24 protein-coding genes are annotated in these 22,446 nt (G+C 24.8%); 11 read left to right on the top strand and 13 right to left on the bottom strand.

The genetic code is table 11. The annotated features are described in order from the left end of the window. The first annotated feature begins 13 nt into the window (after positions 1–13). From Q0087_RS05930 to Q0087_RS05905, 6 genes are all read left to right on the top strand, one after another. Entirely contained in the window at positions 14–349 is a 336-nt protein-coding gene (locus Q0087_RS05930; RefSeq protein ID WP_297898765.1) for a DUF2149 domain-containing protein, read from the top strand. A 288-nt stretch (positions 350–637) separates the two neighbouring features. Further along, positions 638–1,198, top strand: coding sequence for an FmdE family protein (locus Q0087_RS05925; RefSeq protein ID WP_297898764.1), 561 nt, complete (start codon positions 638–640; stop codon positions 1,196–1,198). 368 nt (positions 1,199–1,566) lie between these two features. Next, complete coding sequence (locus Q0087_RS05920) at positions 1,567–2,310, top strand: sugar phosphate isomerase/epimerase (RefSeq protein ID WP_297898763.1); 744 nt, start codon at positions 1,567–1,569, stop codon at positions 2,308–2,310. Positions 2,311–2,593: 283 nt separating this feature from the next. Next, on the top strand, positions 2,594–3,895 hold the full coding sequence (locus Q0087_RS05915) for a phenylacetate--CoA ligase family protein (RefSeq protein ID WP_297898762.1): 1,302 nt from the start codon (positions 2,594–2,596) through the stop codon (positions 3,893–3,895). Positions 3,896–3,963: 68 nt separating this feature from the next. After that, positions 3,964–4,395, top strand: coding sequence for an acetolactate synthase (locus Q0087_RS05910; protein ID WP_297898761.1), 432 nt, complete (start codon positions 3,964–3,966; stop codon positions 4,393–4,395). A gap of 261 nt (positions 4,396–4,656) precedes the next feature. Continuing rightward, complete coding sequence (locus tag Q0087_RS05905; protein ID WP_297898760.1) at positions 4,657–5,034, top strand: zinc-ribbon domain-containing protein; 378 nt, start codon at positions 4,657–4,659, stop codon at positions 5,032–5,034. A 157-nt stretch (positions 5,035–5,191) separates the two neighbouring features. On the opposite strand, the gene Q0087_RS05900 is transcribed toward Q0087_RS05905, so the two are convergent. From Q0087_RS05900 to Q0087_RS05890, 3 genes are all read right to left on the bottom strand, one after another. Beyond that, positions 5,192–6,151 (bottom strand): zinc metalloprotease HtpX, encoded by a 960-nt coding sequence (locus Q0087_RS05900; protein ID WP_297898832.1) that lies wholly within the window; start codon positions 6,149–6,151, stop codon positions 5,192–5,194. 455 nt (positions 6,152–6,606) lie between these two features. Then, the gene (locus Q0087_RS05895) at positions 6,607–7,536 is read right to left on the bottom strand and encodes a hypothetical protein (RefSeq protein ID WP_297898759.1); all 930 of its coding nucleotides are present in this window, start codon (positions 7,534–7,536) and stop codon (positions 6,607–6,609) included. A gap of 69 nt (positions 7,537–7,605) precedes the next feature. After that, a complete protein-coding gene (locus Q0087_RS05890; protein WP_297898757.1) occupies positions 7,606–8,022 on the bottom strand; it encodes a pentapeptide repeat-containing protein in 417 nt (138 codons plus the stop codon). A 656-nt stretch (positions 8,023–8,678) separates the two neighbouring features. Here Q0087_RS05890 and Q0087_RS05885 point away from each other — a divergent pair. Both Q0087_RS05885 and Q0087_RS05880 read left to right on the top strand, forming a co-directional pair. Next, on the top strand, positions 8,679–9,626 hold the full coding sequence (locus Q0087_RS05885) for a replication factor C small subunit (protein ID WP_297898756.1): 948 nt from the start codon (positions 8,679–8,681) through the stop codon (positions 9,624–9,626). Between the two features lie 90 nt (positions 9,627–9,716). Further along, positions 9,717–11,354, top strand: a complete 1,638-nt coding sequence (locus Q0087_RS05880; protein ID WP_297898755.1) for a replication factor C large subunit — start codon at positions 9,717–9,719, stop codon at positions 11,352–11,354. Between the two features lie 18 nt (positions 11,355–11,372). On the opposite strand, the gene Q0087_RS05875 is transcribed toward Q0087_RS05880, so the two are convergent. The 4 genes from Q0087_RS05875 to Q0087_RS05860 all read right to left on the bottom strand — a co-directional run bounded on the left by Q0087_RS05875 (position 11,373) and on the right by Q0087_RS05860 (position 14,791). Continuing rightward, entirely contained in the window at positions 11,373–11,690 is a 318-nt protein-coding gene (locus Q0087_RS05875; protein ID WP_297898754.1) for a hypothetical protein, read from the bottom strand. Between the two features lie 21 nt (positions 11,691–11,711). Next, the gene (gene hmgA / locus Q0087_RS05870; RefSeq protein ID WP_297898752.1) at positions 11,712–12,920 is read right to left on the bottom strand and encodes a hydroxymethylglutaryl-CoA reductase (NADPH); all 1,209 of its coding nucleotides are present in this window, start codon (positions 12,918–12,920) and stop codon (positions 11,712–11,714) included. A gap of 191 nt (positions 12,921–13,111) precedes the next feature. Continuing rightward, positions 13,112–13,969, bottom strand: a complete 858-nt coding sequence (gene sucD / locus Q0087_RS05865; protein ID WP_297898751.1) for a succinate--CoA ligase subunit alpha — start codon at positions 13,967–13,969, stop codon at positions 13,112–13,114. A gap of 99 nt (positions 13,970–14,068) precedes the next feature. After that, positions 14,069–14,791, bottom strand: coding sequence for a hypothetical protein (locus Q0087_RS05860; RefSeq protein WP_297898750.1), 723 nt, complete (start codon positions 14,789–14,791; stop codon positions 14,069–14,071). Positions 14,792–15,201: 410 nt separating this feature from the next. Here Q0087_RS05860 and aroD point away from each other — a divergent pair, with 410 nt between their 5' ends. After that, positions 15,202–15,912: a type I 3-dehydroquinate dehydratase gene (aroD, locus tag Q0087_RS05855; protein ID WP_297898749.1), complete on the top strand. Its 711-nt coding sequence runs from the start codon at positions 15,202–15,204 to the stop codon at positions 15,910–15,912. Between the two features lie 241 nt (positions 15,913–16,153). Continuing rightward, entirely contained in the window at positions 16,154–16,645 is a 492-nt protein-coding gene (locus Q0087_RS05850; RefSeq protein WP_297898748.1) for a S24/S26 family peptidase, read from the top strand. Between the two features lie 196 nt (positions 16,646–16,841). Here Q0087_RS05850 and Q0087_RS05845 read toward each other — a convergent pair whose 3' ends face one another. From Q0087_RS05845 to Q0087_RS05835, 3 genes are all read right to left on the bottom strand, one after another. Beyond that, the gene (locus tag Q0087_RS05845; protein ID WP_297898747.1) at positions 16,842–17,699 is read right to left on the bottom strand and encodes a TatD family hydrolase; all 858 of its coding nucleotides are present in this window, start codon (positions 17,697–17,699) and stop codon (positions 16,842–16,844) included. Between the two features lie 35 nt (positions 17,700–17,734). Next, entirely contained in the window at positions 17,735–18,283 is a 549-nt protein-coding gene (locus Q0087_RS05840) for a DUF2115 family protein (RefSeq protein ID WP_297898746.1), read from the bottom strand. A gap of 345 nt (positions 18,284–18,628) precedes the next feature. After that, the gene (locus Q0087_RS05835) at positions 18,629–19,474 is read right to left on the bottom strand and encodes an AAA family ATPase (protein ID WP_297898745.1); all 846 of its coding nucleotides are present in this window, start codon (positions 19,472–19,474) and stop codon (positions 18,629–18,631) included. 707 nt (positions 19,475–20,181) lie between these two features. Between Q0087_RS05835 and Q0087_RS05830 the strand changes: the two genes are divergently transcribed. After that, positions 20,182–20,436, top strand: a complete 255-nt coding sequence (locus Q0087_RS05830) for a hypothetical protein (protein WP_297898744.1) — start codon at positions 20,182–20,184, stop codon at positions 20,434–20,436. A 181-nt stretch (positions 20,437–20,617) separates the two neighbouring features. On the opposite strand, the gene Q0087_RS05825 is transcribed toward Q0087_RS05830, so the two are convergent. The 3 genes from Q0087_RS05825 to Q0087_RS05815 form a co-directional block, all read right to left on the bottom strand. Next, on the bottom strand, positions 20,618–21,337 hold the full coding sequence (locus Q0087_RS05825) for a DUF116 domain-containing protein (protein ID WP_297898743.1): 720 nt from the start codon (positions 21,335–21,337) through the stop codon (positions 20,618–20,620). 240 nt (positions 21,338–21,577) lie between these two features. After that, a complete protein-coding gene (locus Q0087_RS05820; protein WP_297898742.1) occupies positions 21,578–22,042 on the bottom strand; it encodes a hypothetical protein in 465 nt (154 codons plus the stop codon). 78 nt (positions 22,043–22,120) lie between these two features. Then, positions 22,121–22,276: a hypothetical protein gene (locus tag Q0087_RS05815; RefSeq protein WP_297898741.1), complete on the bottom strand. Its 156-nt coding sequence runs from the start codon at positions 22,274–22,276 to the stop codon at positions 22,121–22,123. Positions 22,277–22,446 lie beyond the last annotated feature (170 nt).

The raw sequence follows: 22,446 nt of genomic DNA, 5'->3' as shown, positions 1-22,446 counted from the left end.
ATTCGTGGTTTTTATGGTTAAATCCAAAAGAAATAGGAGGTCTTCAAGAACTGAAGAGGATCCAATGGCAGGAACAACAAATCTTGTTGATGCAATGTTAGTTATATCTGTAGGACTCCTAGTTTTCCTTGTAATGTCATGGAATATGCAATCAGTAGTTTTTAATGAAGATATGACTCCTGAAGAGAAAAAATCAACTATGGAAAAAATTAAAAGTGTTACTGATGTAAAGCAGGGAAAAGAGATCGATAATAATATTAATTCATCTAATAGTTCTGGAGAAGGGTATGTTGAGATGGGAAAGGTTTATAAAGATCCGAACACGGGAAAGCTGATAATGGTTGAGTAGTTTATTAAAAATATTTATAAAATAATGTTCAAAATACTATTTGAATACTTTTTAAATATTTTTTAAATACTTTTTAAATATTATTTAAAATATTATTAAACTACTTTTTTATTTATTATTTTATCAATATTTCTAATATTTAATCGATACAAGATTCATTATAATTATCTATTTGTGATTATATTAGTTTTATATCATTTTAATTAATTTTAATTAAATTTTATTAATTTTTATTAATTTTTATTATATAAATATATAATTTTAAGAATTTTTTTGGGAGGAAATAATATGGATGGAATTTTTGAAGAGCAACTTGAAAAAGCGAAGGTTTTTCATGGTGAAATATGTGGTGGTGTTCTAACAGGAACTAAAATGGCAATTTATGCAATTGAAGAGTTTAATCTTAATTTTAATGAAAAAAATCCAGAGTTAATATCTATTGTTGAGATTGATCGTTGTGTTTATGATGCTGTTCAAGCTATTACACAAGGTTCTACTGGTACTAAATCTGTTAAGTTAATAGATTATGGAAAATTTGCAATTACTTTTTACAATAAAGAAACTGGCAAAGCTATTCGATTAACCGATGTTGATGCAAGTTCAAGTAATGATACTGGTGAAACTATAGATGAAAGAATAGAAAGATATAAAAATACGCCTGCTCAAGAATTATTTAAAATTGAGAATGTTAATGTTTATTTTGATGAAAATAATTTACCTGGTATGCCAAAAATTAAAAAAAGATGTTCTGTTTGTAATGAAGTTGTTTTAGATAATAAACATTCATTAATCAATGGTAAACCTATCTGCCAGTCTTGTTTTAAAGGTTCATATTATGAAATAATTTAAATATTTATTTAAATAGTTATTTAAATAGTTATTTAAATAGTTATTTAGATAGTTATTTAGATAGTTATTCGATATTTATGTAGATAATTTAATATTATTTAAATTTTCGATATTTTTATTTAAATATTATTTTAATTTTAAATATTTTTTATTTTAATTTTTATTCTTTTTTATTTTAATTTTTATTCTTTTTTTTATAATTTATAGTTTTGATTTTTTGTTTTCATCTTTTGCTATTTTTTCTATTTAAATATTATATTATTACATAATTATCTTAATAAATAATAAAGTATATTAAACCTATTATATAATAATTAATTAAATCAATATACACTAAGATAAGATAAATTAGGTTAAAAAGTGATAAGATGAAAATAGGTGTATCAACATTAGCTATTAATAATGATAAATTATATGATGACTTGAAATTTTTTAATGAATTGAATATTGATTATATTGAAATATTACAAGAATATCCTAATTCTAATATTAATGTTGATTTATTAAACTCTTTCGATTTTAAATATACAATTCATTCTCCAATTATAGATTTAAATATAGCTTCATTAAATAAATCTATTCAGTTAGCTTCTATAAATGAGATTATAAAATCAATCGATTTAGCTAAAACTCTTGATAGTGATATTGTAGTTGTTCATCCTGGTTCAATCCCTTTTTTAGCTCGTAATTATGTTGATAAAGTTCTAAGCAAATGTCGTGAATCATTAGTAATTTGTGAAAACTATGGTTCTGATTATGATGTGCATATTGCAGTTGAAAATATGCCTAATATTGATAATTTCTTGTATAAAGATATAAATACATTGAATAGATTACTTTTTGATTTAGATATTGGAATGACTCTTGATGTTGGACATGCAGCAGTTAATGGTTTTTCAGAAAAAGAATTATATTTTGATTCAATTAAACATGTGCATTTGTCTGATAATAATTATGATAATGATATGCATTACTCTTTAGGTGAGGGATCAATTGATTTTAAAGCAGTGATTAAAAACTTCGAGAAAAATAACTATAATGGGATATTTGTAATTGAAGTAAATGATAAAGAATCTGTTTTAAAAAGTTTGGAATACTTAGAAAATTTATGAAATAATTAAATTGGATTTTTAATATTTAATTGATCAATATTTAATAATAATTATATAAAATAATATTTATTTAAAAATTTTATATTTATTTATATTATATAAAAATTAGATTATTTATTAATATATACAGAAATTTTGTATTTAGTTATATTATATAATTTATATAAAAATTAGATTATTTATTAATTATTTTTTTATATAATGAAATTAATATTTTAATTTATAAATTACTTATTCCAATTTAGCTGTATATTAGTGGATTGTAGAAGGTAAGGTAAATAATATGATATGGAATGAAAAAGCAGAATGTATGTCTAGAGATGAATTAAGAGAACTTCAACTAAAAAAATTACAAAAAACTGTTAAAGAATCTTATGAAAATGTACCATATTATAATAAAAAATATTCCGAATTTGGAGTTTTTCCTGAAGATATTGAAACACTTGAGGACATAATTAAACTCCCTTTCACAACTAAAGATGATCTTAGAGAAGGATACCCATTTGGAATGTTTGCTGTACCTCCAAAAAAGATAGTTGAAGTTCATAGTTCTTCTGGAACTACTGGCAAACCTGTTGTTTCTGGCTACACTCGAAAAGATCTTGATAATTGGGGTGAAATTATGGCAAGGGGGCTTAATATGATGGGTATTCATGAAGAAGATATTATTCAAAATACTCATGGTTATGGTCTTTTCACAGGAGGCTTTGGGGTTCATTATGGTGCTCAAAAAGTGGGATCTATTGTTGTTCCAATATCTACTGGTCAGACAAGGAGACAAATTGAAATTATGAAAGATTTTGGAACTACTGCATTAATATTTACTCCATCTTATGGTTTATATCTGGCAGAAGTCGCAAAAGAAGAAGGAATCGATCCAAAATCTATTGGTTTAAAGGCTATTGGTTTTGGAGCAGAGATGTGGACTGAAGAAATGAGAAAAAAAATTGAAAATGATTTTAATGCTCCTGCATTTAATATTTATGGATTAACTGAATTAATGGGGCCAGGAGTAGCTGTTGAATGTAGCTCTCAAAATGGATTACACATATCGGAAGACTATTTTTTACCAGAAATTATTGACCCAAACACTGGAAAACAATTGAGTGAAGGAAAAAAAGGAGAATTAGTTTTAACAAATTTGGAAAGGGAAGGAATGCCTATAATTCGTTTTAGAACAAAAGATATTACTTCTCTTCATTATAGTAAATGTAAATGTAATAGAACTTTTGTTAGAATGGATAGAATCACTGGTAGGTCTGATGATATGATTAAAGTTAAAGGAGTAGCTATTTTCCCATCTCAAATTGAAAAAGCTTTGCTCAAAATTGATAATGTTGAACCACATTATCAGATTATTGTAACTCGGCCGCATTTAATGGATGAAATTGAGGTTAAAGTTGAGGCATCACCGGATATATTTTTTGATGAAGTTAAAGAAATGGTTAATATAAAACAGAAAATTGAAGATTATATTGAAAATGAAATTGGACTAAGAGTTAAAGTTTCGCTTGTTGAACCTAAAAGTATTCCAAGAAGTGAAGGTAAAGCTGTTAGGGTAATTGACAAACGAAATTTGCATTAAAAAATTTTAATATATTATAACTTTGATATAAAAATCATATTTTTTTTGATTAATAATGGGGTATATAAATGAAGATTAGCCAATTATCAATATTTTTAGAAAATAAAGAAGGAAGATTATGGAATGCATTAGATACTTTAGCTAATGGTGGAATTAATATAAGAGCATTATCCTTAGCAGACACTTCTGATTTTGGGATTTTGAGAATTATTGTACATGATCCTGAAAAAGCAAAAAAAATACTTGAAGAAAATGATTTTATTGTTAAAATAATTGATGTGGTCGGAGTTGAATTGGATGATACTCCTGGAGGCCTTGCAAATGTTTTAAAATTGATGAATGATAATAAAATCAATTTAGAGTATATATATGCTTTTACTCATGAGAAAACAGAAAAAGCAATATTATTATTACAATCTAAAGATTTAAACTTACTTATTTCAGTTTTAAAAGATCATAATGTTAGTATAGTACCTTCTAAAGAAGTTTACAATTTATAATAAATTAATAATTAATTTACAAATCTTATTTTTTTAGTATTATATTTTTATTTTTTTTAAAAATAATTTTGTACTTAAAAATAAATATGTGTAAAAATATATAATATAGTATTAACTAATATTTAATTAACTTTTATTCAATTAACTTTATTTCATTAACTTTATTTCATTATGTTTTATTCAATTAACTTTATTTAATTAACTTCTGATTTAATTATTTAATCTTCATATTTTTTATAAAATTATATAAAAGGTGAAAAAATGGATAATTATTGTCCGAACTGTGGGAAAAAATTAGAAGAAGAAAGCGATTTTTGTTCTAATTGTGGAACTAAAATTTCTTCTGAAGAAGTAGATAATACTGAAAAAGGTAATGAAAGTACATATGAACAAACTAAAGTATATGTTAAAGATGAAAAAAGTCCTGGCTTAGCAGCTGTTTTATCATTTTTAATTATTGGTTTAGGTCAGATATATAATGGGGAGATTGCTAAGGGATTGATTTTATTAGTTGTATCATATATTTGTATAGCTTTATTCTTTTTAATAATTCCGCCGATTATTGCAGTAATTTTATGGATATATGCGATTTATGATGCTTATAATACAGCAAAATCAATTAATGAGGGTATATATTAATTTATGGATTTTATAGGATATTCATTATAAAATTAATGATTCTTGTTTTATCTAAAAAATAAAAAAAAGATTTGACTAAATAAATAAAAAATTAAATATATTATATATAAAATAAATTATTTTAAATTTTAATAAATTAAATAAAAAAAATTATTGATTAGCTATATTCTGCTAATCTTTCTATTCTTTTTAACATATTTGGATGTGTTGAAAAAAGCTCCATTACTTTATCACTAGTTTTAATATCGACGTTTTTAGTTCTTAGTTGAGCTAATTCTGCTTCTGATATTTCACCATCTTTATCAAGGTCTAGTTGAGCTAATTCTTGGATATCATCTCTTGCATGAGATACATCGTTTAAGAAGAAAGCTTTAACTCCTTCAATATCTTTAACTTGTTCTTTAGGAGATTTAGCTGCTCCATAAACTAGTTTATACAATGCTGAAGCTAATTTGTCTGGTTTTCCTCCAATCTCAATACTTCCTTGATCTGCATAGTATTCTCTAGTTCTTGATATAAATAAAACAATTAATTGTCCTATAAAGTAAGCAACAATTGCCAAAATACCTATTATTATTCCTCCATCATTTCTACTATCTCCACTAAAGAAAAATGAAAGGGCTATATAATAACATATGAGGGGAACTGCACTTACTAAAGTTGTAACTGCCATGTCATTATGCTTAATGTGAGATAGTTCATGTCCAAGAACTGCTTTTAATTCTTCTTTGTTTAGTGTATTAAGGATTCCTCTTGTAACACAAACTCGGCCATCTTTTTTAGTTTTTCCAAAAGCAAATGCATTAGGGATATTAGTTTCTGAAATTCCAATTTTAGGTTTGGGGATTCCTGCATTTATTGCTAGTTCATTAACCATTTGATGTAATTCTGGTGCTTGTTCTTCTGTAACATATTTTACTCCCATTGTCTTTTCAACAATTGAGGGACCAATTAAATATTGTATAAATATTATTACTAATCCTAATACTGCGAATAGTGTATAATTTCCACCATATCCTAAAAATGTGGCCGCTACTATAACTATGGCATATATTAAACCCATCAATACTGCTACAGCTAGAAATAATCTTAGTTTAAGTTTCCATGTACTTGAAATCATTTAAATACCTTTTATTATAAAATATTCTCGATTATGATATACTTGAATGTATAATTTATATAATTAAAGTAAATTAGTATAATTTATTTAAGTATAATATTTATCTAATTTTAAATAATTATAATTATTTAATTATAATCAACTTATTTGTGATTATAACTTATTCATTTAGTATTTATTTATATTAATACTATATTTTCAATTTATATGTTCTTTTATCTACTTATTTTGATAAAATACTATTTTAATTCATTAAAATTTTGTTAAAATAATTCTTAAGAGAATATATATCTTTAAATCTATAATATTAAAATATCGATATTAATATGTATGTTTATATATATAAATTTTGTTATTGTTACTAATAGTTATTTTAATTTTATAAGTGTATATTTGTATTTAATTTAAAAAAAATAATTTTTATAAATAAATTCAGGATAATTTTACTTATTTTACTCAAATTTAAAAAATCCTTTAGAGTTAAATTTATATTCTTGTAAAATTTCTTTATCTTCATTATCTAATTTTTGTTTTTTGACAGGAAAGATGGGACTTCCATTTTTACTGTATATTTTTCCAGAAATTTTTTTAGGAGCTAAAAATTTGCCTGCATCTCCATTAACAATAACAATGCCTTTTTTCATCTCAACTGCCGTGAAATCATTACAATTTCCATTTATTATGACTGTTCCCCCATTTAAGAGGGCAGCTGTATTGTTTCCACTATTTCCATCAACTCTTACAATTCCCTTTTTCATTAAGATTCCTGTTGAAAGATCAGCATCTCCTTTTAGGATGATTTCAAAATCTTTATTTAATCTAGCGCCTAATGTATCTCTTATTAGTCCATCATTTATTTCAAGCTTTTTACCATAAATTTTTGCATCTATTAATTTAATATTTATTGGATTATCCATTAATAATTCAGTGACTGAGATAAATTTTCGATATCTTTTAATATCTGATTTAACTTCCACCAAATTCCCAATTGGTTCTTTAATCTTTCCGCTAACATAGATACTTCCTTTTCTTATGCTTATTCCCATTCTACTGTCAACATTACCATTTACAAATACATCTCCAACAGTAATTGCTGATCCGGTACCTCCAAAATAAGCTAAATCAACACCCATACTAGAACAAAGTCTATGTCCAACATCTCCATTTATTTTTATTGGATTCCCTTTTTTTAAATGATCAACAATATATTGAAAGCTATAGTTATTGTTTGGGATTTTTTCTTTTGGATTTAACTTTTCTCCTTCATGATTCCAATAAAAATTATATGTAAAATCACAAAGGCAATCAATTGGCTCTTCAATATTTAATTCGATGAAGTTTTGATTGGTTTCTGTTTCTTCTTTTTTAAATCTCCCAAACATGATATCAATTCTTTTATTTTTGATTTATATTTTAAAAAATTATGTTGGTTTTATTTTTAATACATATATTTACAAACTTCGGATTCGTTTATATTTTCCATCATATACTAATTTTATAATGGCTTTATCAGTATTTACTTCTTTAAAATTCACTCCTCTAATATCTGTTCCTCTAATATATGTTTTATTTAAACTTGAACCATTCAATTGTGCATTACATAATTTAGTTCCAGATAAGTCTGCACCATCCAAATTTACATTTTTTAGGTTGCAATAACTCATATCTGCGCCACGAAGGTTAGCTCCTCTAAGATCAGCTCCCTGTAAATCAGCACCTCGAAGATTTGCACATGTAAAATCACAGTTTTTAACACTAATTTCTGAAAGTTTAGTATTACTTAGATTTGCCCTTCTAAAATCAATATTACAAAAATCCATTTCTCTTAAATCAGATCCTGTTAAATTAACTTTTCTATAATCTTTCATAATTTGTTTCCTCCAAAGATTTAATTTTGTATGAAGATTATAAGTAAATTAGGTAATATAATATATGTCCATAATATAATAAAAATTCTTCTATATTATTATAAATTTTATTTTAAATTATCTAGATTTTAAATTATTTAAATTTTTTATTATCTAAATTTTTATTTATTATTGAAATTTTATATATCTAAATTTCACACAAATTCTTGAAATTGTACATTATTAAACTTTTTTCAATTATTAAAAAATTTATAAAAACAAATTATTCTAATATTAATAAAATATTTATAAGATATAAATAAATAAAACAAAAATAAGATATTAATACAAAAAATATTATAAAAGATTGTTACTAAAATATTATAAGACTATTAGTAAAATAATTGGTCTAGTGATAATTATTAATAAAATGAATAATTAAATAATATCATTTTATACAATATTTATCTTAGATTATTAATCATTCACTTACGAAAAAACTTTTTATATTAATAATAAAATAATTATATTGACTAAAAATTTTTAAAAATAAAATTAGAAATATAATATTAAAAATAATATTGAATTGACTATTATTAATTTATTATTAGTTTATTATTATTTTATTCTTTAAAATTTATAATTAATATGGTGTTTATTAACTAACTGGTGATATAATGAAAGGACCTTGGGTAGAAAAATACAGGCCACAAACTTTAGAAGATGTTGTAGGGCAAAAACACATCATTGACCGATTAAAAAATTATGTAAATGAAGAAGGCATGCCAAATTTGATGTTTACTGGTCCTGCAGGAGTTGGAAAAACAACAACTGCTCTTGCTCTTGTTAAATCTATTTTAGGCGAATACTGGCGTCAAAATTTTTTAGAATTAAATGCTTCTGATGCTAGGGGTATTGAAACTGTTCGTACTAATATTAAGAATTTTTGCCGTTTAAAACCAGTAGGTGCTCCATTTAGGATAATTTTCCTAGATGAGGTCGATAATATGACTAAAGATGCACAACATGCTTTACGTCGTGAAATGGAGATGTATACAAAGACTGCTTCATTTATTCTTTCATGTAATTATTCTTCTAAGATTATAGATCCTATTCAATCAAGGTGTGCAATATTTAGGTTTGCTCCAATTAAAGGTCAGGATATTGCTAAAAGATTGGAATATATAGCTAATCAAGAAAATCTTGATTATGAGGGAAATTCAATTGAAACAATAGTTTATTTTGCCGAAGGGGACATGCGTAAAGCAATTAATCTTCTTCAAGCTGCAGCATCTGGTGAGGGTACAATAACCGAAGATAGGATATATGATGTTGTTTCAAAAGCAAGGCCAAAAGATATTAGTAATATGGTTACTAAAGCATTAACTGGTGACTTTATGGGGGCAAGAGACCTTCTTCGTGAGACCATGGTTTTACAAGGAACTAGTGGGGAAGATATGGTAAATCAAATATATCAAGATGTTACAAAAAGGGCAATGGAAGGTAAAATGGATGGGGAAGTATATATTCCTTTAATTGAAGCTATTGCAGACTCTGATTTTAGAATTAGGGAAGGTGCTAATCCTAGAATCCAATTAGAAGCACTTTTGACTAAATTTTTATAATTCCAATTTTTTGCAATATATTTAATTTATTATGTATTAAATATATTTTTTGATATTATATTAGCTATTTTATTATATTTAGGTAAAAATATGCGTTGGACAGAGAAATACCGGCCAAGAAATTTCGATGAAATTATTGGAAATGGTAAACAAAAAAAAGAAATTGAAGCTTGGGTTAAAAATTGGAAAGAAGGTAATCCTCAGCAATGCTTATTACTTGTTGGACCAGCTGGGACTGGAAAAACAACTTTTGCTCATGTAATAGCTCGTGAATTTTCAGATTCTATTGAACTCAATGCAAGCGATAAACGTTCATATGATATAATTATGAATACTGTAGGAGAGTCAGCAACCACAAAATCATTTTTCACTAATGATAATGATTATAAACTTATTATCTTGGATGAAGTGGATGGGATTCATGGAACTGATGATAGAGGTGGAACTAGAGCAATTGGTAAAATAATTAAAGAAAGTATTCATCCTATTGTAATGACCGCTAATGATTTTTATAGTAAAAGGCTAACTACTATAAAAACTAAATGTAAAGTTATAAAAATTGGAAAAGTTCACACTAATTCTATAAATGCACTATTAAAACGGATTTGTGCAAAAGAAGGGATTAAAGCAGATCCTGAAGCTGTACGTGCACTAGCTAAAGGTTCTAATGGGGATATGAGATCTGCACTAAATACTCTTCAGGTCATAGCTGAAGAAACTAAAAAACTCGAAATGGATGATTTAGAAATTGTTTCTCAAAAAGACAATACCAATAATATATTTGATAGTGTTAGAAGAGTTTTAAAAAGTAAGAGTATTGATAAAGTGAAAAATTCTCTTAGATTGGATGAGGACCCAACTTTAGTACTGGAATATATAGCCGAAAATGTTCCTAGGGAGTATGAAAAACCTAAAGAAATTAAAAAAGCTTATGAAATGATTAGTGAAGCGGATTTATACTTTGGGAGAGCTAGACAGACTAGAAATTATACTTATTGGAGATATGCTAGTGAATTTATGGGTGTTGGTGTTGCATTATCTAAAGATGATACTTATAAAAAATTCACAAGACTTACAGGGGCTATGGCATTTTCTTTAATGGGTAGAACTAAAGGCAAACGAGCCCTTAGAGATAAAATTGCCGAAAAAATTTCTGAAAAGATTCATGTATCTAATAGTGTAGCTATTTCTATGTTTCCTTACATTGAGATAATGTTTGAAAATGATGATGTTGCTTATGATATTTCGACTTTTTTTGATTTTGATGATGATGAGATAAAAAGATTTAGAAAGAAAAAAATACCTAAATCTGTTATTAAAAGGAAAGAAAAAGAAAAACAAGCCGAATTAGCTAAACAAAAAGAAAAAGCTAATTTTGAAGAAAAATCAGAAGAATATGTTCCAATAAGTTCAGAAACATTGTCATTTGTATCAAAATCAAATGAAGATTCAAAAAACTTTAAAGAAGCCGTCAAAAAATCAAAAATAACAGTAATAGAAAAAGAAGAAAAAGCTATAAGAACAAACGATCAAAAAATTTCAGAAAATCTTAAGAAAGAAAAAATAAAAAAACTTAAAGAAAAGGAATCTAAAGAAAAGGAATCTAAAGAGAATAAATCTAAAAGAGAAGAATTAAAAGAATCTAGTAAAAATAAACCTAAAAAAGAAGAAAAAAAATCTAAAAAAGTTAAAAAAGATTCTGCTCAAAAATCATTATTTAATTTTTGATTATTTTATTTTAATAATTTAATAGTATTCCATTAATTCATCAAATTCTTTATTAGATACAAATTCATCTATAAAATCTTTCATATCTTTTATAAACTCTTCTTTTCTATTTTTTAAATCTTCAATTTTGGAATAATCTTTTTTAAGGGTTAATATTAATTTAATATCATCAGTTTCTAGCTCTATTTCTGGATATTCTAAACAAAGTATTTCTTTTTCTAAATCATCAAAGCTTATTATTTTATTATCATAATCTGTTTCATTCATATTTTCTATTATATGTAATTTATTTCTATTGGCTGACTTTTCATTATTATTTGATTCTTTTAAAACCATGAAAAAACCTTTTAAATTTTATTAAGCTCTACCTAATTCTTTGTGGGCTCTAGCTAAATGTCCTGCAGCTAATGCTCCAATTAATGATAATTCTCCTGCTAAAACAGTTGCTATAACTATTTCTGCAAATTTTTTGACATTTCCAGAGCCTGAAACACCTAATATTTTTAATGATTCATTTGCTGTTTTGAGGCTTGTTCCTCCACCAATAGTTGCTATTGGTAAATCAGGCATTGTAACAGAAAAATACAAGTCTCCATTTCTATTTTCTGCTGTTGTTATCCCAAGAGATCCTTCAACTACATGGGCAATATCTTGTCCAGTAGCTAGAAAAATAGCCCCTACCATATTTGCAAAGTGTGCATTAAAACCCATACTTCCACTAGCAGCAGATCCAATAAGATTTTTTGAGGTGTTGACTTCTACTATTGCTTCTGTTGTAGTTTTTAATTTATTTTCAACTATTTTTTTGGGAATAAGTATGTCTGCAACTACGCTTTTTCCTCGACCTTCAACTAGATTAATTGAAGATGGCTTTTTATCAACACATGCATTACCACTAAGTGCTATTATTTCAGCATCATTTTCATTTAATAGTAAATCTAAAACTTTTTCAGTAGCTATTGTAACCATGTTCATTCCCATACTATCTCCAGTTGAATAAACAAAACGAGGATAAATATAATTTCCTACAACAAGTATTGGGTCAATTTTTAAAAGTTTTCCATGATTAGTAGTACTTTCAGCAATTTCTTTAAGATTTTGGAAATTTTTTTCAAACCAATTTTTTATTTTGATAGCTTCAATAGCTGATTTTGCTTTTATAGCAGGAGCCCTTGTCATTTTATCATCAATAATTCTAGTGTTAACTCCTCCTGTTTCGGTTATAGTTGAGCAACCTCTATTAACTGATGCTATTAAAGCTCCTTCTGATGTTGCAAGTGGAACATATAATTCTTCATTTTCTACATATTCTCCATTTATTTTTATGGGGCCTGCTATTCCAAGAGGGATTTGTATGGTTCCAATTGGATTTTCAATATTTTTTTTAGAAGCAGATTCCATATCAAGATTATATTTTCCTATTGTAGATAGCTCTGTGTTTGAAACTATTTCAATAAATTCTCTTCTTGTATCTATAGCTTCTTCTGTTGATGAAGAATATTTTTCAACCTCATATAATTTTAGTTCACCATCTATTAATTTTTGAATAATTTCTTTTTTATTCATATGAAGGCTCCATGATTTTTAATAATAACATTCTTAATAACAATAGTAATAATTATATTCTTATATAATAATAACTATATTCTTAATAACAATAGTAATAATAATACTATTCTTAATAACAATAATAATAATCTTAATAATATTTATTTATTATAATTTTTAATATTTATTATAATTTTGATTATGTAATATTAAATTGTTTTAATTAATTCAACAATATCTGAAGGTTTTTTAGCTACATTAACTCCTGCTTTTCTAAGTGCTTTCATTTTACTCTCTGCAGTTCCAGTATCTCCTTCAATTATTGCTCCTGCATGCCCCATTCTTTTCCCAGGAGGTGCAGTTATTCCTGCAATATATGAAACAACTGGTTTTGTTATGTTTTTTCTGATATATTCTGCAGCTTTTTCTTCAGCATTGCCTCCAATTTCTCCAATCATGACAATTTTTTCTGTTTCAGGATCATCTTCAAATTTTTGCAATATTGTTGAATAGCTTGTTCCAATAACGGGATCCCCTCCAATTCCAACACAGGTACTTTGACCAATTCCTTCTCTTGTTAGTTGACTAGCTACTTCATATGTTAAAGTTCCACTTCTAGATATTACTCCGACATTCCCTTCTGAGAAGATATGTGTTGGCATAATTCCCATTTTTCCAACTTTTGGAGATATTATTCCTGGAGTATTAGGTCCAATAACAGTCGCACCTTTGTTTTTTGCATAATCCATTATTTTCATTGCATCATGTACTGGGATGTGTTCTGTGATAATAACTACTAGTTCTAGATGTTTTATTGATTCAAACGCAGCATCTTTTGCATAGGGCGCAGGTACAAAAATAATTGAAGCATTAACATCAGTTTCTTCTTTTGCTGCTTCAATTGAATCGAATATCGGCACATTTTGAAATTCTTGACCTCCCTTTCCAGGAGTAACTCCTGCTACAATATTTGTGTTATATAGGAGCATTTGGTCTGTATGGAAAGATCCTTGTTTTCCTGTAATTCCTTGAACTAAACATCTGGTTTCTTCATTTAATAAGATCATTTTTACCCTCATTAACTTATCTAATATTTTAATGAATTTTTATTATTTTAATTAAATTTTATTATTTTAATTAATTTTATTATTTTAGCTATTTTTAATTTATTTCAGAATTCTAGATCTTGATTGAAAAGGAATTGATAAATCAATAACATTACCATTCATAAAAGCAGAAACTGAAAAAATTACACTTCCTGGAATAACATTGCAAGGAGTTCCTCTTTCAACAAGATAAGTGTTTTTATTTCCACAGGCAGCACCAATCATAGCTCCTGCAATCACTCCAACAGATTCAATATTTTCTACAGTAGCTACAACAACTGGGTCATCAGTCTCATTGGACACATAACCCACACCAGGTATTTTTCGTTGTTTGCCTATTTTATCACATATATCAGTAAGGCCAGATATTCCAGTAGCAGCATCAATACAGGAATTAGCTACATCTTCTACAAAAGGTTCTCCGCCATAAGTATCAAAGGACATTACAATTGCATCTGGATATCTATCCTGCCTTATTTTTGCTTCTGCATATGAAATTCCTTCTCCAGCAGTTTCAGGGTATTTTGATATTCCTGCAATATCTCCTATGTCTTCTGCATTGTCTTTAAGAATATTAACAATTTTCTTATTGATTTTTTCTAGTAGGTTATCTTCTACAAAAGCAGATATTACTATATCATCACCAGTAATATTAGTTAAAGCAGCACTATGGGCTCCTGATTCTACTAATTTAGGAATGTCTTTTTCTATATTTTCAGATAAAGAATAACTACAAGAAACATCATTTTTAGATATATCTGCTCCAATAGCTGTTATTTTCAATTTAACACCCAATAAATTTCTTTCAATATGTATTTAAATTTTCTAAATAAATTTTATATAATTTTTTCATATTATATTTTTTCATATTCTTAATAATTTACTAATTAATATTTATGATAATTATTATTTATTCATTGTTATTTATATTATTGTAGGTTTTATTCTAATATTTTTGAATTTTAGTCATTGTTTTTAAATAATATAATAATATATTTTTTAAAATTATGATATTAAAATCTAAAGATACTTAAATAAAAGATAAAATATTAGATAAAAGATAAAAATAAATAACATATAAAATAGATAAAAAATAAAATAGTTAACTTAATAATATTGGATATATAACATTATTTTATATAATAGTTTGAAATAGTAAATTTATTATTTAAATTAATGGAAGGGGAAAAATATTGATTTCACAAACTAAAATAGCTATTCCTATTATGCAAGAAAAAGAAGAAGAAATAATTAAAACCGCTGAAGATTATATTAAAAAAGGTGCAGATCTTTTAGAAATTAGGATTGATAGTATAATTAATGTTAATCCTAAAATTGTTAGGAACATTATTGAATCTATTGATTTTCCGATTATAGCTACTAATCGTAGTGAAAAGGAAGGAGGAATGTTTTTAGGTAGTGAAAAAGAAAGGATAAACATCCTTAAAAGTTGTTCTAATTTTAAAAATGTTAAATATATTGATATAGAGCTTCAAACTGATTCTAGTCTCCGAAATTATATTATTAAAAAGTGTAGGGAATCTAATATTAAAACTATTGTTTCTTTTCATGATTTTAAAAAAACACCTTCAGTAGATCAATTACTTGAAATTGTTAAACAAGAAAAAAAAATAGGAGATATAGCTAAGATTGCTGTAATGCCTATTACTCTTGAGGATACAATTAGTGTTTTAGCAATTATGTCTCGTTGCGATAATACAATAGCAATATCTATGGGAGAATTGGGAAGTTATACTCGTGTTATAGCATCTAAATTTAATGCTCCTATTACATTTGCTACGGGTGGGGACGTGACAGCTCCTGGTCAAATTGATATTGAAACTATGAAATTATTGTTAAATATGGATTTAATGGATCATGACATTCTCTTAGATGATTTATAGGCTTATTTTTATCTAGATTATTTATAAGAAAATTATATTTACTATTAAAAAATAATTAATTAATAGATAAATGTATTATAAAAAATAATATGGGGGTCTTTTTATAGAGCGGAATAAACTTATAACAATTTTTGTAGTTATAATTATTATTATTGGGATTGGAATTTTAGTAACCTCTTTTGTTTTTGCAGATTCTGTAATAATTGATGTTAGCTTAGATGGTGAAAACGCTACTGTAAATGTGATTTCTGCACCATTTACAAATAATTTTGGCAATATGAATAATGAACTTGAAAATTATTCTTATAATCAAATGAATAATATTGATAGTAATTCAACTACTTTAAAATCTGGAATAATGGAAATAGCTAAAAATCATGGTTTTAAAGACGTAAAAGTTAATATTCACTCTCAATTTGGTAAAGATCAAATTCCTATGGAAGTTACTGTTGATGGGGTTTCAATGGTCCCTACACTAAAAAATGGGGAAAAAGTTATAATTCAAAAAACAAAAAATCCTCAAATTGGAGATATAATAGTTGTTAAAGATCCTGAAGAAACTCTTCTAATAAAACGCTTAGGTAATATTAGTGGGGATAAAATTTATTTATCTAGTGATAATAATGATACAGTTCAAGCTTTTGTAAATGGAACTTACGTTGATATGATAGCTATAGAAAAATGGACCAATGCATCTAATATCGTGGGTGTAGCTAAAATATTTAATGTTTAATTAAAAAATATCCTTATTTTTAATTAATAATTATTTACTTTTTAATTAATTTTTAATTAATATTTATCTATTTTTTAATTAATTTTTTTAGTATGCTACTAATTTATTAATTAATTCTAAATTTATTAGTTAATTCTATTGTATTTTTTTTGTTTTGATTATTTCATTCATTTTTTTATCTATTATTTATAGGTTATTAATCTAAATCAATGGAATAAATATGTTCTATATTTTCTTTATGTATTTTAAAAGCATCTTCTTCTGTAAATATTCCTTTTTTTATATAATCAAGTGTCCTTTTTGGAACTGTTTTTAGGCCAAGAACTGCTCCTGGTCGACTTAAATCATCAAGATAGTCAGTTTCCATTAAAAAATTATCTCCTTTTGATATAGCTATTTTAATATTCTCTTTTCCTGACATAACTGAGGGTGTAATTCCAAAATTTTCATCTTTAGTTATATATGGTCCTGAGAAATGTTTTATTAGTTTTTTCTTATTAAATTTAATACTATCTGCAAATGATGCAAATTCTTTAAATTCAATTTCAGTTGCAGATTCTGTATGCAATTGAACAGGACAATCAATTTCTCTAGCTAATTCTAATCCATATTTTAGAATTTTGTTCTGATATTTCATTTCTTCATCTGAAACATCATAATGAGGCCTACCTATTTCACCAATTCCAAAAGCTTTTTTTTCTAAAACTAATTCTTTTCCATATGCCAATGCTTTTCTAACAATTTTAAAACTTTCTTCAAATGATTTTCCACTTTCAATAAGTCTTGAAAATTCAGCAGGATGAACACCAACAATTGGAAATGCTTTAACTTTGGTATTTTTATTTATATCTTCAGCATATTCAATAACTAAATCCATAGCTTTTTTAAAATTAAAAGGCTCTCCAAATGTCCATGAAGGTTTATTAGGTATTATCATAACTCTTCCACCAACATTATAAAATTGTTTAGCTACTTTGATTGGTCCAATTCCATTAATTGGGTCTATGTGAATATGATTATCAGTTATTGGAATTTCTAAAGGATTGGCTTTCATATAGATTACCTTTTTTTATTATATTTTGTTTCATTCTATCCCTGTTTAGCTATGCAAAATCTGCATACTGCTTTTAGATTATTAATATTATTATTTTTAACGGGGCAATAATATTTTCCATTTTCATACCTAACTTTAGTATGTCCAGGGAATGTACTTCCTACATGATGAATTGGTTCATCTAATATAAAAGTTGTATAAATACAAATTAAGTAATATATTAATCTATGAGATTCTATTACTTCTTCTTTATCATATAATTTATTTGATATTTCCATTTCACTATCTTGTTTTTGAAAATATTCAATTGCCTTTAAGAATAATTTTCTATTTACATTATCATTATAATTATTTTTATCTTTCAATATATCTTTCACACGCATATAAAAATTTTTTACATATATTTCATCAAAATATCCTTTATATTCCTTCTGAACATATTTACAAGACTCTCTAAACCTTGTTGTTGAATTCATAATATCAAAAACAGAAACATTTTCTGCCCATTTTTTTAAGATTTTTAACACATCATTTTTAGATATTTTTTCATTATTTTCTAATGATTTTAAATCTTCAAATAGCATTTTTATCACAGAATATAAAATTAAATTAGTATATATTATTATTATTATTATTATTATTATTATTATTATTATTATTATTTGTTATAGAAATTAATCATTGATTAATTAATATTAAATATATTTATTCATTTGTTTATTTATCATGATATTCTTCATTATAATTTATGTTTTTCATTTAACATAAAAATTACTATTAAAATTACTATTAAAATTATTATATGTGGAATTATTCTATATACTTATTATTAATCGATAGTATAGTAATAATATAACTAATAAACTGAAAATATTAAAAATAAATAAAAGAAAATTGAAATGAATAATTAGAAGAATATTAATTATATACTAAAAATCTAAATGCTCTCTTTTAATAATACTACTTCCAACAAACTCTGCATTATATCCAGCATCATACAAACAACGAATACCAACTCTTAAATCGCCTTCACGGTAAGCATGTTCAGCTACCATATGGATAACATCTTCTTTTATTACACCATTTGCAAAACCAATTTTACAACTATCACTTAATATTTTATGAATTTCATTTAGGTTATATGCATCAAAATTGATATTAATGGGTCTGAATATTGTTTCAACACTTTGAGTTAAAACAAAATTAATATATCTTTTGTTTGTCACGGTTATAAGACTAATTTTTGCTTTTGGATTGATTTCATGAGCCCTGAGTAAAGTATACATAACTCTATTTATTTGGTCAATGTCCTCTCCAGATATTTTATTTGATCCATAATCATCTAAACAGACTACAAGTATCTTTTCTGTTTCACCTAGATAGCTGACTATTTTATTTTTTAGTATATGGGTGTTAATTCCTGGTTTCACATTTTTTTTATAAATCTTATTATAAATCTTTGTAAGAATTTGATTTTCAGTTTTATCAAATTCACAATTTATGTATGAGGTTATTACACTAAATTCATTTTCTATTAACTCAAAATATTTTTTCACAGCTGTTGTTTTGCCTGTTCCATAAGGCCCAGTGATTTCCATATTGGTTGGAGGATGATTACTTTTTAATTGTTTACTGTGATTTATCATAGCTTGTATTTGTTTGTCTCTAAATCTTAGTATTTCTGGTAAATATTCTAATGTAAATACATCTGCTTGTTTGAATAATGTTCCTTCTTGCTGTATTACTTCATGGAATATATTTTCTACAGTTTTCATAATATTTTCACTCAAATATCTCTTTATAATATCTAATAAATTTTATAAAAAATACATTTAATCCGAGAGGGGGTGAAAACTAATACTTATTTTTTTATATTTAATATTTTTAAATATTTATTTACCATTAATATCTTTATAACTTTTATAATTTATTTTAATTTTATATTTCATGTAAATTTTACAATTTTGATAATTCTTATAATTCTTATAATTCTTATAATTTTTATAATTATATGTTTTATAATTATTATATAATAAAAAATAATTAATAATTCATATTATTTATATAAATAAAATAATTAATAAAACAAACCAGAAAATTATTTAAATTAGTAAAAAGAGAATATAATTATCTTAAAAGAATTATTAAATAGTTTATCTTTTAATCAATACTTTAAGATTTAGAATAAAGTTTTTTGTTTAAAATATTCAATATAATGTATTGTATATTAATATAATATTTAATAATGTATTTGTATAATATTTAATATATAAATCTATTATTTATTAAAATTTATTAATAAATTATTAAATTTTTAGGTATTAAATATAAATAAGATTTAAAAAATTTTATTACTGCAAAATATGGAGGAATTAACATTAAAGTAAGATTAAATCAAGAACATAAATTATCTAAAAATATTGGGTTCACTCCGAAATATTTTAAGAATAAATCTATAGTTTATATTCAAGATGATAAAAAAATGTATATAGACTATATTGAAGTTACTAATATTGGTGGGAAAAAATTTAAAGAATTTCTAGAGGCTACAAATAAAGAAGGATATAAAATTTATATTCCTCAAGCACCAGTTTATCTAAAAAAAATAATTAGGAAATATAATCTTTCTTTTGATCTTTGGGTGGATGATGATGAGAAATTATGTTTAGATAATTATGCAGATATACACCCTAATATATTATTGATAAAACCAAGAAAAAAGTTGAAAACTAGATAAAATTAGATAAATTTTCAATTATTATGATAATTATTTAATTAGATAATTTTTAGTTATATAAACTTTAATTAGATAATTTTTAATTAAATAAATCTTTAATATTATATAATAACTTTAATCAGATAATTTTTTTTAAAAGAAATCAATTTGGGAAAGTTATTTAACTAAATTTTTATATTTATTATTTATTTAAATCATGTTTTTTGTCACTACAACCTATTTCAAAATCATTATAATAATCAAAAGATTCTTCTCCTTCATTATCTTCCTTATACCCAATTTTATCAAGTACTGTCTTAACATCAACTTTTGTTTTAAAACATCCTGTTCTTGAAAGTAATACTCCTTGTGGGGTAAAATTAGCTAATTTCATCATTGTAAGGTTTAAATCTTCATAACAGGCTACACCAAGCACAGAGTCAAACTCATTATTTTTGACAATTTTTTTCACAAATGTTGAACCGGGAATTACAAAGACTTTATATCCCATCTGCTCTGCTTTTGGTTTTATTATTCCAATAGCACATTTACCACAACAATCACAAACTAAACCAGTTTCATCTAATATAGCTTCACACTTTGGATTTCTAAGGCAATGAGGAAATACAATTATTTTCTTTTTAGGGGATGTGTTATTAAATTTTTTTGCATTTACTTTGTTTCGTACTTCAACTCCAATGTGATCTACCATGGATTCATCAAATCCTAAACTTCTAGCTAATCTTTTTAGAGGGGAATAAAACATATCTAATGCAAAAATAATCAGTTTTGGAAAAATAAGTATGTCTTTTTTAAGTAGTATTCTACCAAAAGCTAGGGCTAAAATTAATAATAAAAATAGTCCAACAGCTATAAGGACTAATGTTTGTCCAAAAATTTGAAATAAAGTATTAATTATCATATTATGCGCTTTTTTTATTTTATATAAATATTTTTTTTTAAATTGATTAAATCATTTTTTTTTAATTTGATCAAATTATTTTTATTATAATGTAGTTTAGATTTAGGATATGATTATAAGTTTAATTTATAATATTTAAGTATTTATATCTTTTATAATTTTTATAATAAATATTTTAAATTATTATATTTTTTATAATTAGATTTATTTATTTAAATATCTTCAAATATATAAAAAAACTTATAATTTTTCTATTTTATAATTTATTTTATTATTATTATTAATGATGACACCGCTTTTTGATTTTTCAATCTTCAAACCAGATAAACTATTACATGAACACAATATGTCTTGCTCTGGATGTGTTCCTGGTGTTATATCACAATCTAATCTAATGCTTTCCCCTACAGATAAAACCATTTTTAGTCTTTTTGAACTTGGATGATCTTTTGGTAAGACAATTATTGGGGATTCCATTTCTCTTGTAATATATGCCATTGACTTTATACCTTTTTCGTATTTTTCTCCAGTTCCAAATGCAGAAACAGCTATTAAATCATCTTTTTCTAGATATAGAACAATTTCTTCTTTTTCAGGAGTTCCAATAAATAACATTTTTTCATCGGATACCTTTAAAATTCCAACTGTTCCAGTATCTCCAATTAAAAATAGTACTTCAGAAGGATTTATATCTATTTTTTTCAATTTATTTATTCCTTAAATCTAAAAATTTATTAAATTTAAAACAAGAATTATTTACTAAATAATTTAAAATTATAAAAATTAATCTAAACATTCAACATTTTCGCTTTGGCATGATGGACATATAACTTTTTTACCTAATCCTTTAAAGTCATTTCCACAATCCAAACATTTATATCGTTTTGTTTTAAGTTTTCTCATTTTAATATCTGCCATTGGTCCTCCAACAGTACACATAAAATCACCTTTTTTAATTATAACAATATTAATTTTGTTTTTTTTAATATTTATTCTTTTCTTCAATTGTGTATTTTTTATTTATTATTTTTTTCATTCTTTTTTAATTATATTTTGAGGACGACTCATAAAATTTTTTTCTTTTTTTCTTTTTTTGGATTTAGGGTTTA

Source organism: uncultured Methanobrevibacter sp., assembly GCF_937881195.1.
Taxonomy (GTDB): Archaea; Methanobacteriota; Methanobacteria; order Methanobacteriales; family Methanobacteriaceae; genus Methanobinarius.
The sequence above is the reverse complement of the archived record's forward strand: the minus strand, read 5'-3'. Positions and strand labels throughout refer to the sequence as shown.

Bases quoted from the DNA above. Each gene is read 5' to 3' on its own strand.
- Q0087_RS05930 (WP_297898765.1), top strand. From the start codon at position 14: ATGGTTAAATCCAAAAGAAATAGGAGGTCTTCAAGAACTGAAGAGGAT.
- Q0087_RS05925 (WP_297898764.1), top strand. From the start codon at position 638: ATGGATGGAATTTTTGAAGAGCAACTTGAAAAAGCGAAGGTTTTTCAT.
- Q0087_RS05920 (WP_297898763.1), top strand. From the start codon at position 1,567: ATGAAAATAGGTGTATCAACATTAGCTATTAATAATGATAAATTATAT.
- Q0087_RS05915 (WP_297898762.1), top strand. From the start codon at position 2,594: ATGATATGGAATGAAAAAGCAGAATGTATGTCTAGAGATGAATTAAGA.
- Q0087_RS05910 (WP_297898761.1), top strand. From the start codon at position 3,964: ATGAAGATTAGCCAATTATCAATATTTTTAGAAAATAAAGAAGGAAGA.
- Q0087_RS05905 (WP_297898760.1), top strand. From the start codon at position 4,657: ATGGATAATTATTGTCCGAACTGTGGGAAAAAATTAGAAGAAGAAAGC.
- Q0087_RS05895 (WP_297898759.1), bottom strand. From the start codon at position 7,536: ATGTTTGGGAGATTTAAAAAAGAAGAAACAGAAACCAATCAAAACTTC.
- Q0087_RS05890 (WP_297898757.1), bottom strand. From the start codon at position 8,022: ATGAAAGATTATAGAAAAGTTAATTTAACAGGATCTGATTTAAGAGAA.
- Q0087_RS05885 (WP_297898756.1), top strand. From the start codon at position 8,679: ATGAAAGGACCTTGGGTAGAAAAATACAGGCCACAAACTTTAGAAGAT.
- Q0087_RS05880 (WP_297898755.1), top strand. From the start codon at position 9,717: ATGCGTTGGACAGAGAAATACCGGCCAAGAAATTTCGATGAAATTATT.
- Q0087_RS05875 (WP_297898754.1), bottom strand. From the start codon at position 11,690: ATGGTTTTAAAAGAATCAAATAATAATGAAAAGTCAGCCAATAGAAAT.
- hmgA (WP_297898752.1), bottom strand. From the start codon at position 12,920: ATGAATAAAAAAGAAATTATTCAAAAATTAATAGATGGTGAACTAAAA.
- sucD (WP_297898751.1), bottom strand. From the start codon at position 13,969: ATGATCTTATTAAATGAAGAAACCAGATGTTTAGTTCAAGGAATTACA.
- Q0087_RS05845 (WP_297898747.1), bottom strand. From the start codon at position 17,699: ATGAAAGCCAATCCTTTAGAAATTCCAATAACTGATAATCATATTCAC.
- Q0087_RS05840 (WP_297898746.1), bottom strand. From the start codon at position 18,283: ATGCTATTTGAAGATTTAAAATCATTAGAAAATAATGAAAAAATATCT.
- Q0087_RS05835 (WP_297898745.1), bottom strand. From the start codon at position 19,474: ATGAAAACTGTAGAAAATATATTCCATGAAGTAATACAGCAAGAAGGA.
- Q0087_RS05830 (WP_297898744.1), top strand. From the start codon at position 20,182: ATGTATATAGACTATATTGAAGTTACTAATATTGGTGGGAAAAAATTT.
- Q0087_RS05825 (WP_297898743.1), bottom strand. From the start codon at position 21,337: ATGATAATTAATACTTTATTTCAAATTTTTGGACAAACATTAGTCCTT.
- Q0087_RS05815 (WP_297898741.1), bottom strand. From the start codon at position 22,276: ATGTGTACTGTTGGAGGACCAATGGCAGATATTAAAATGAGAAAACTT.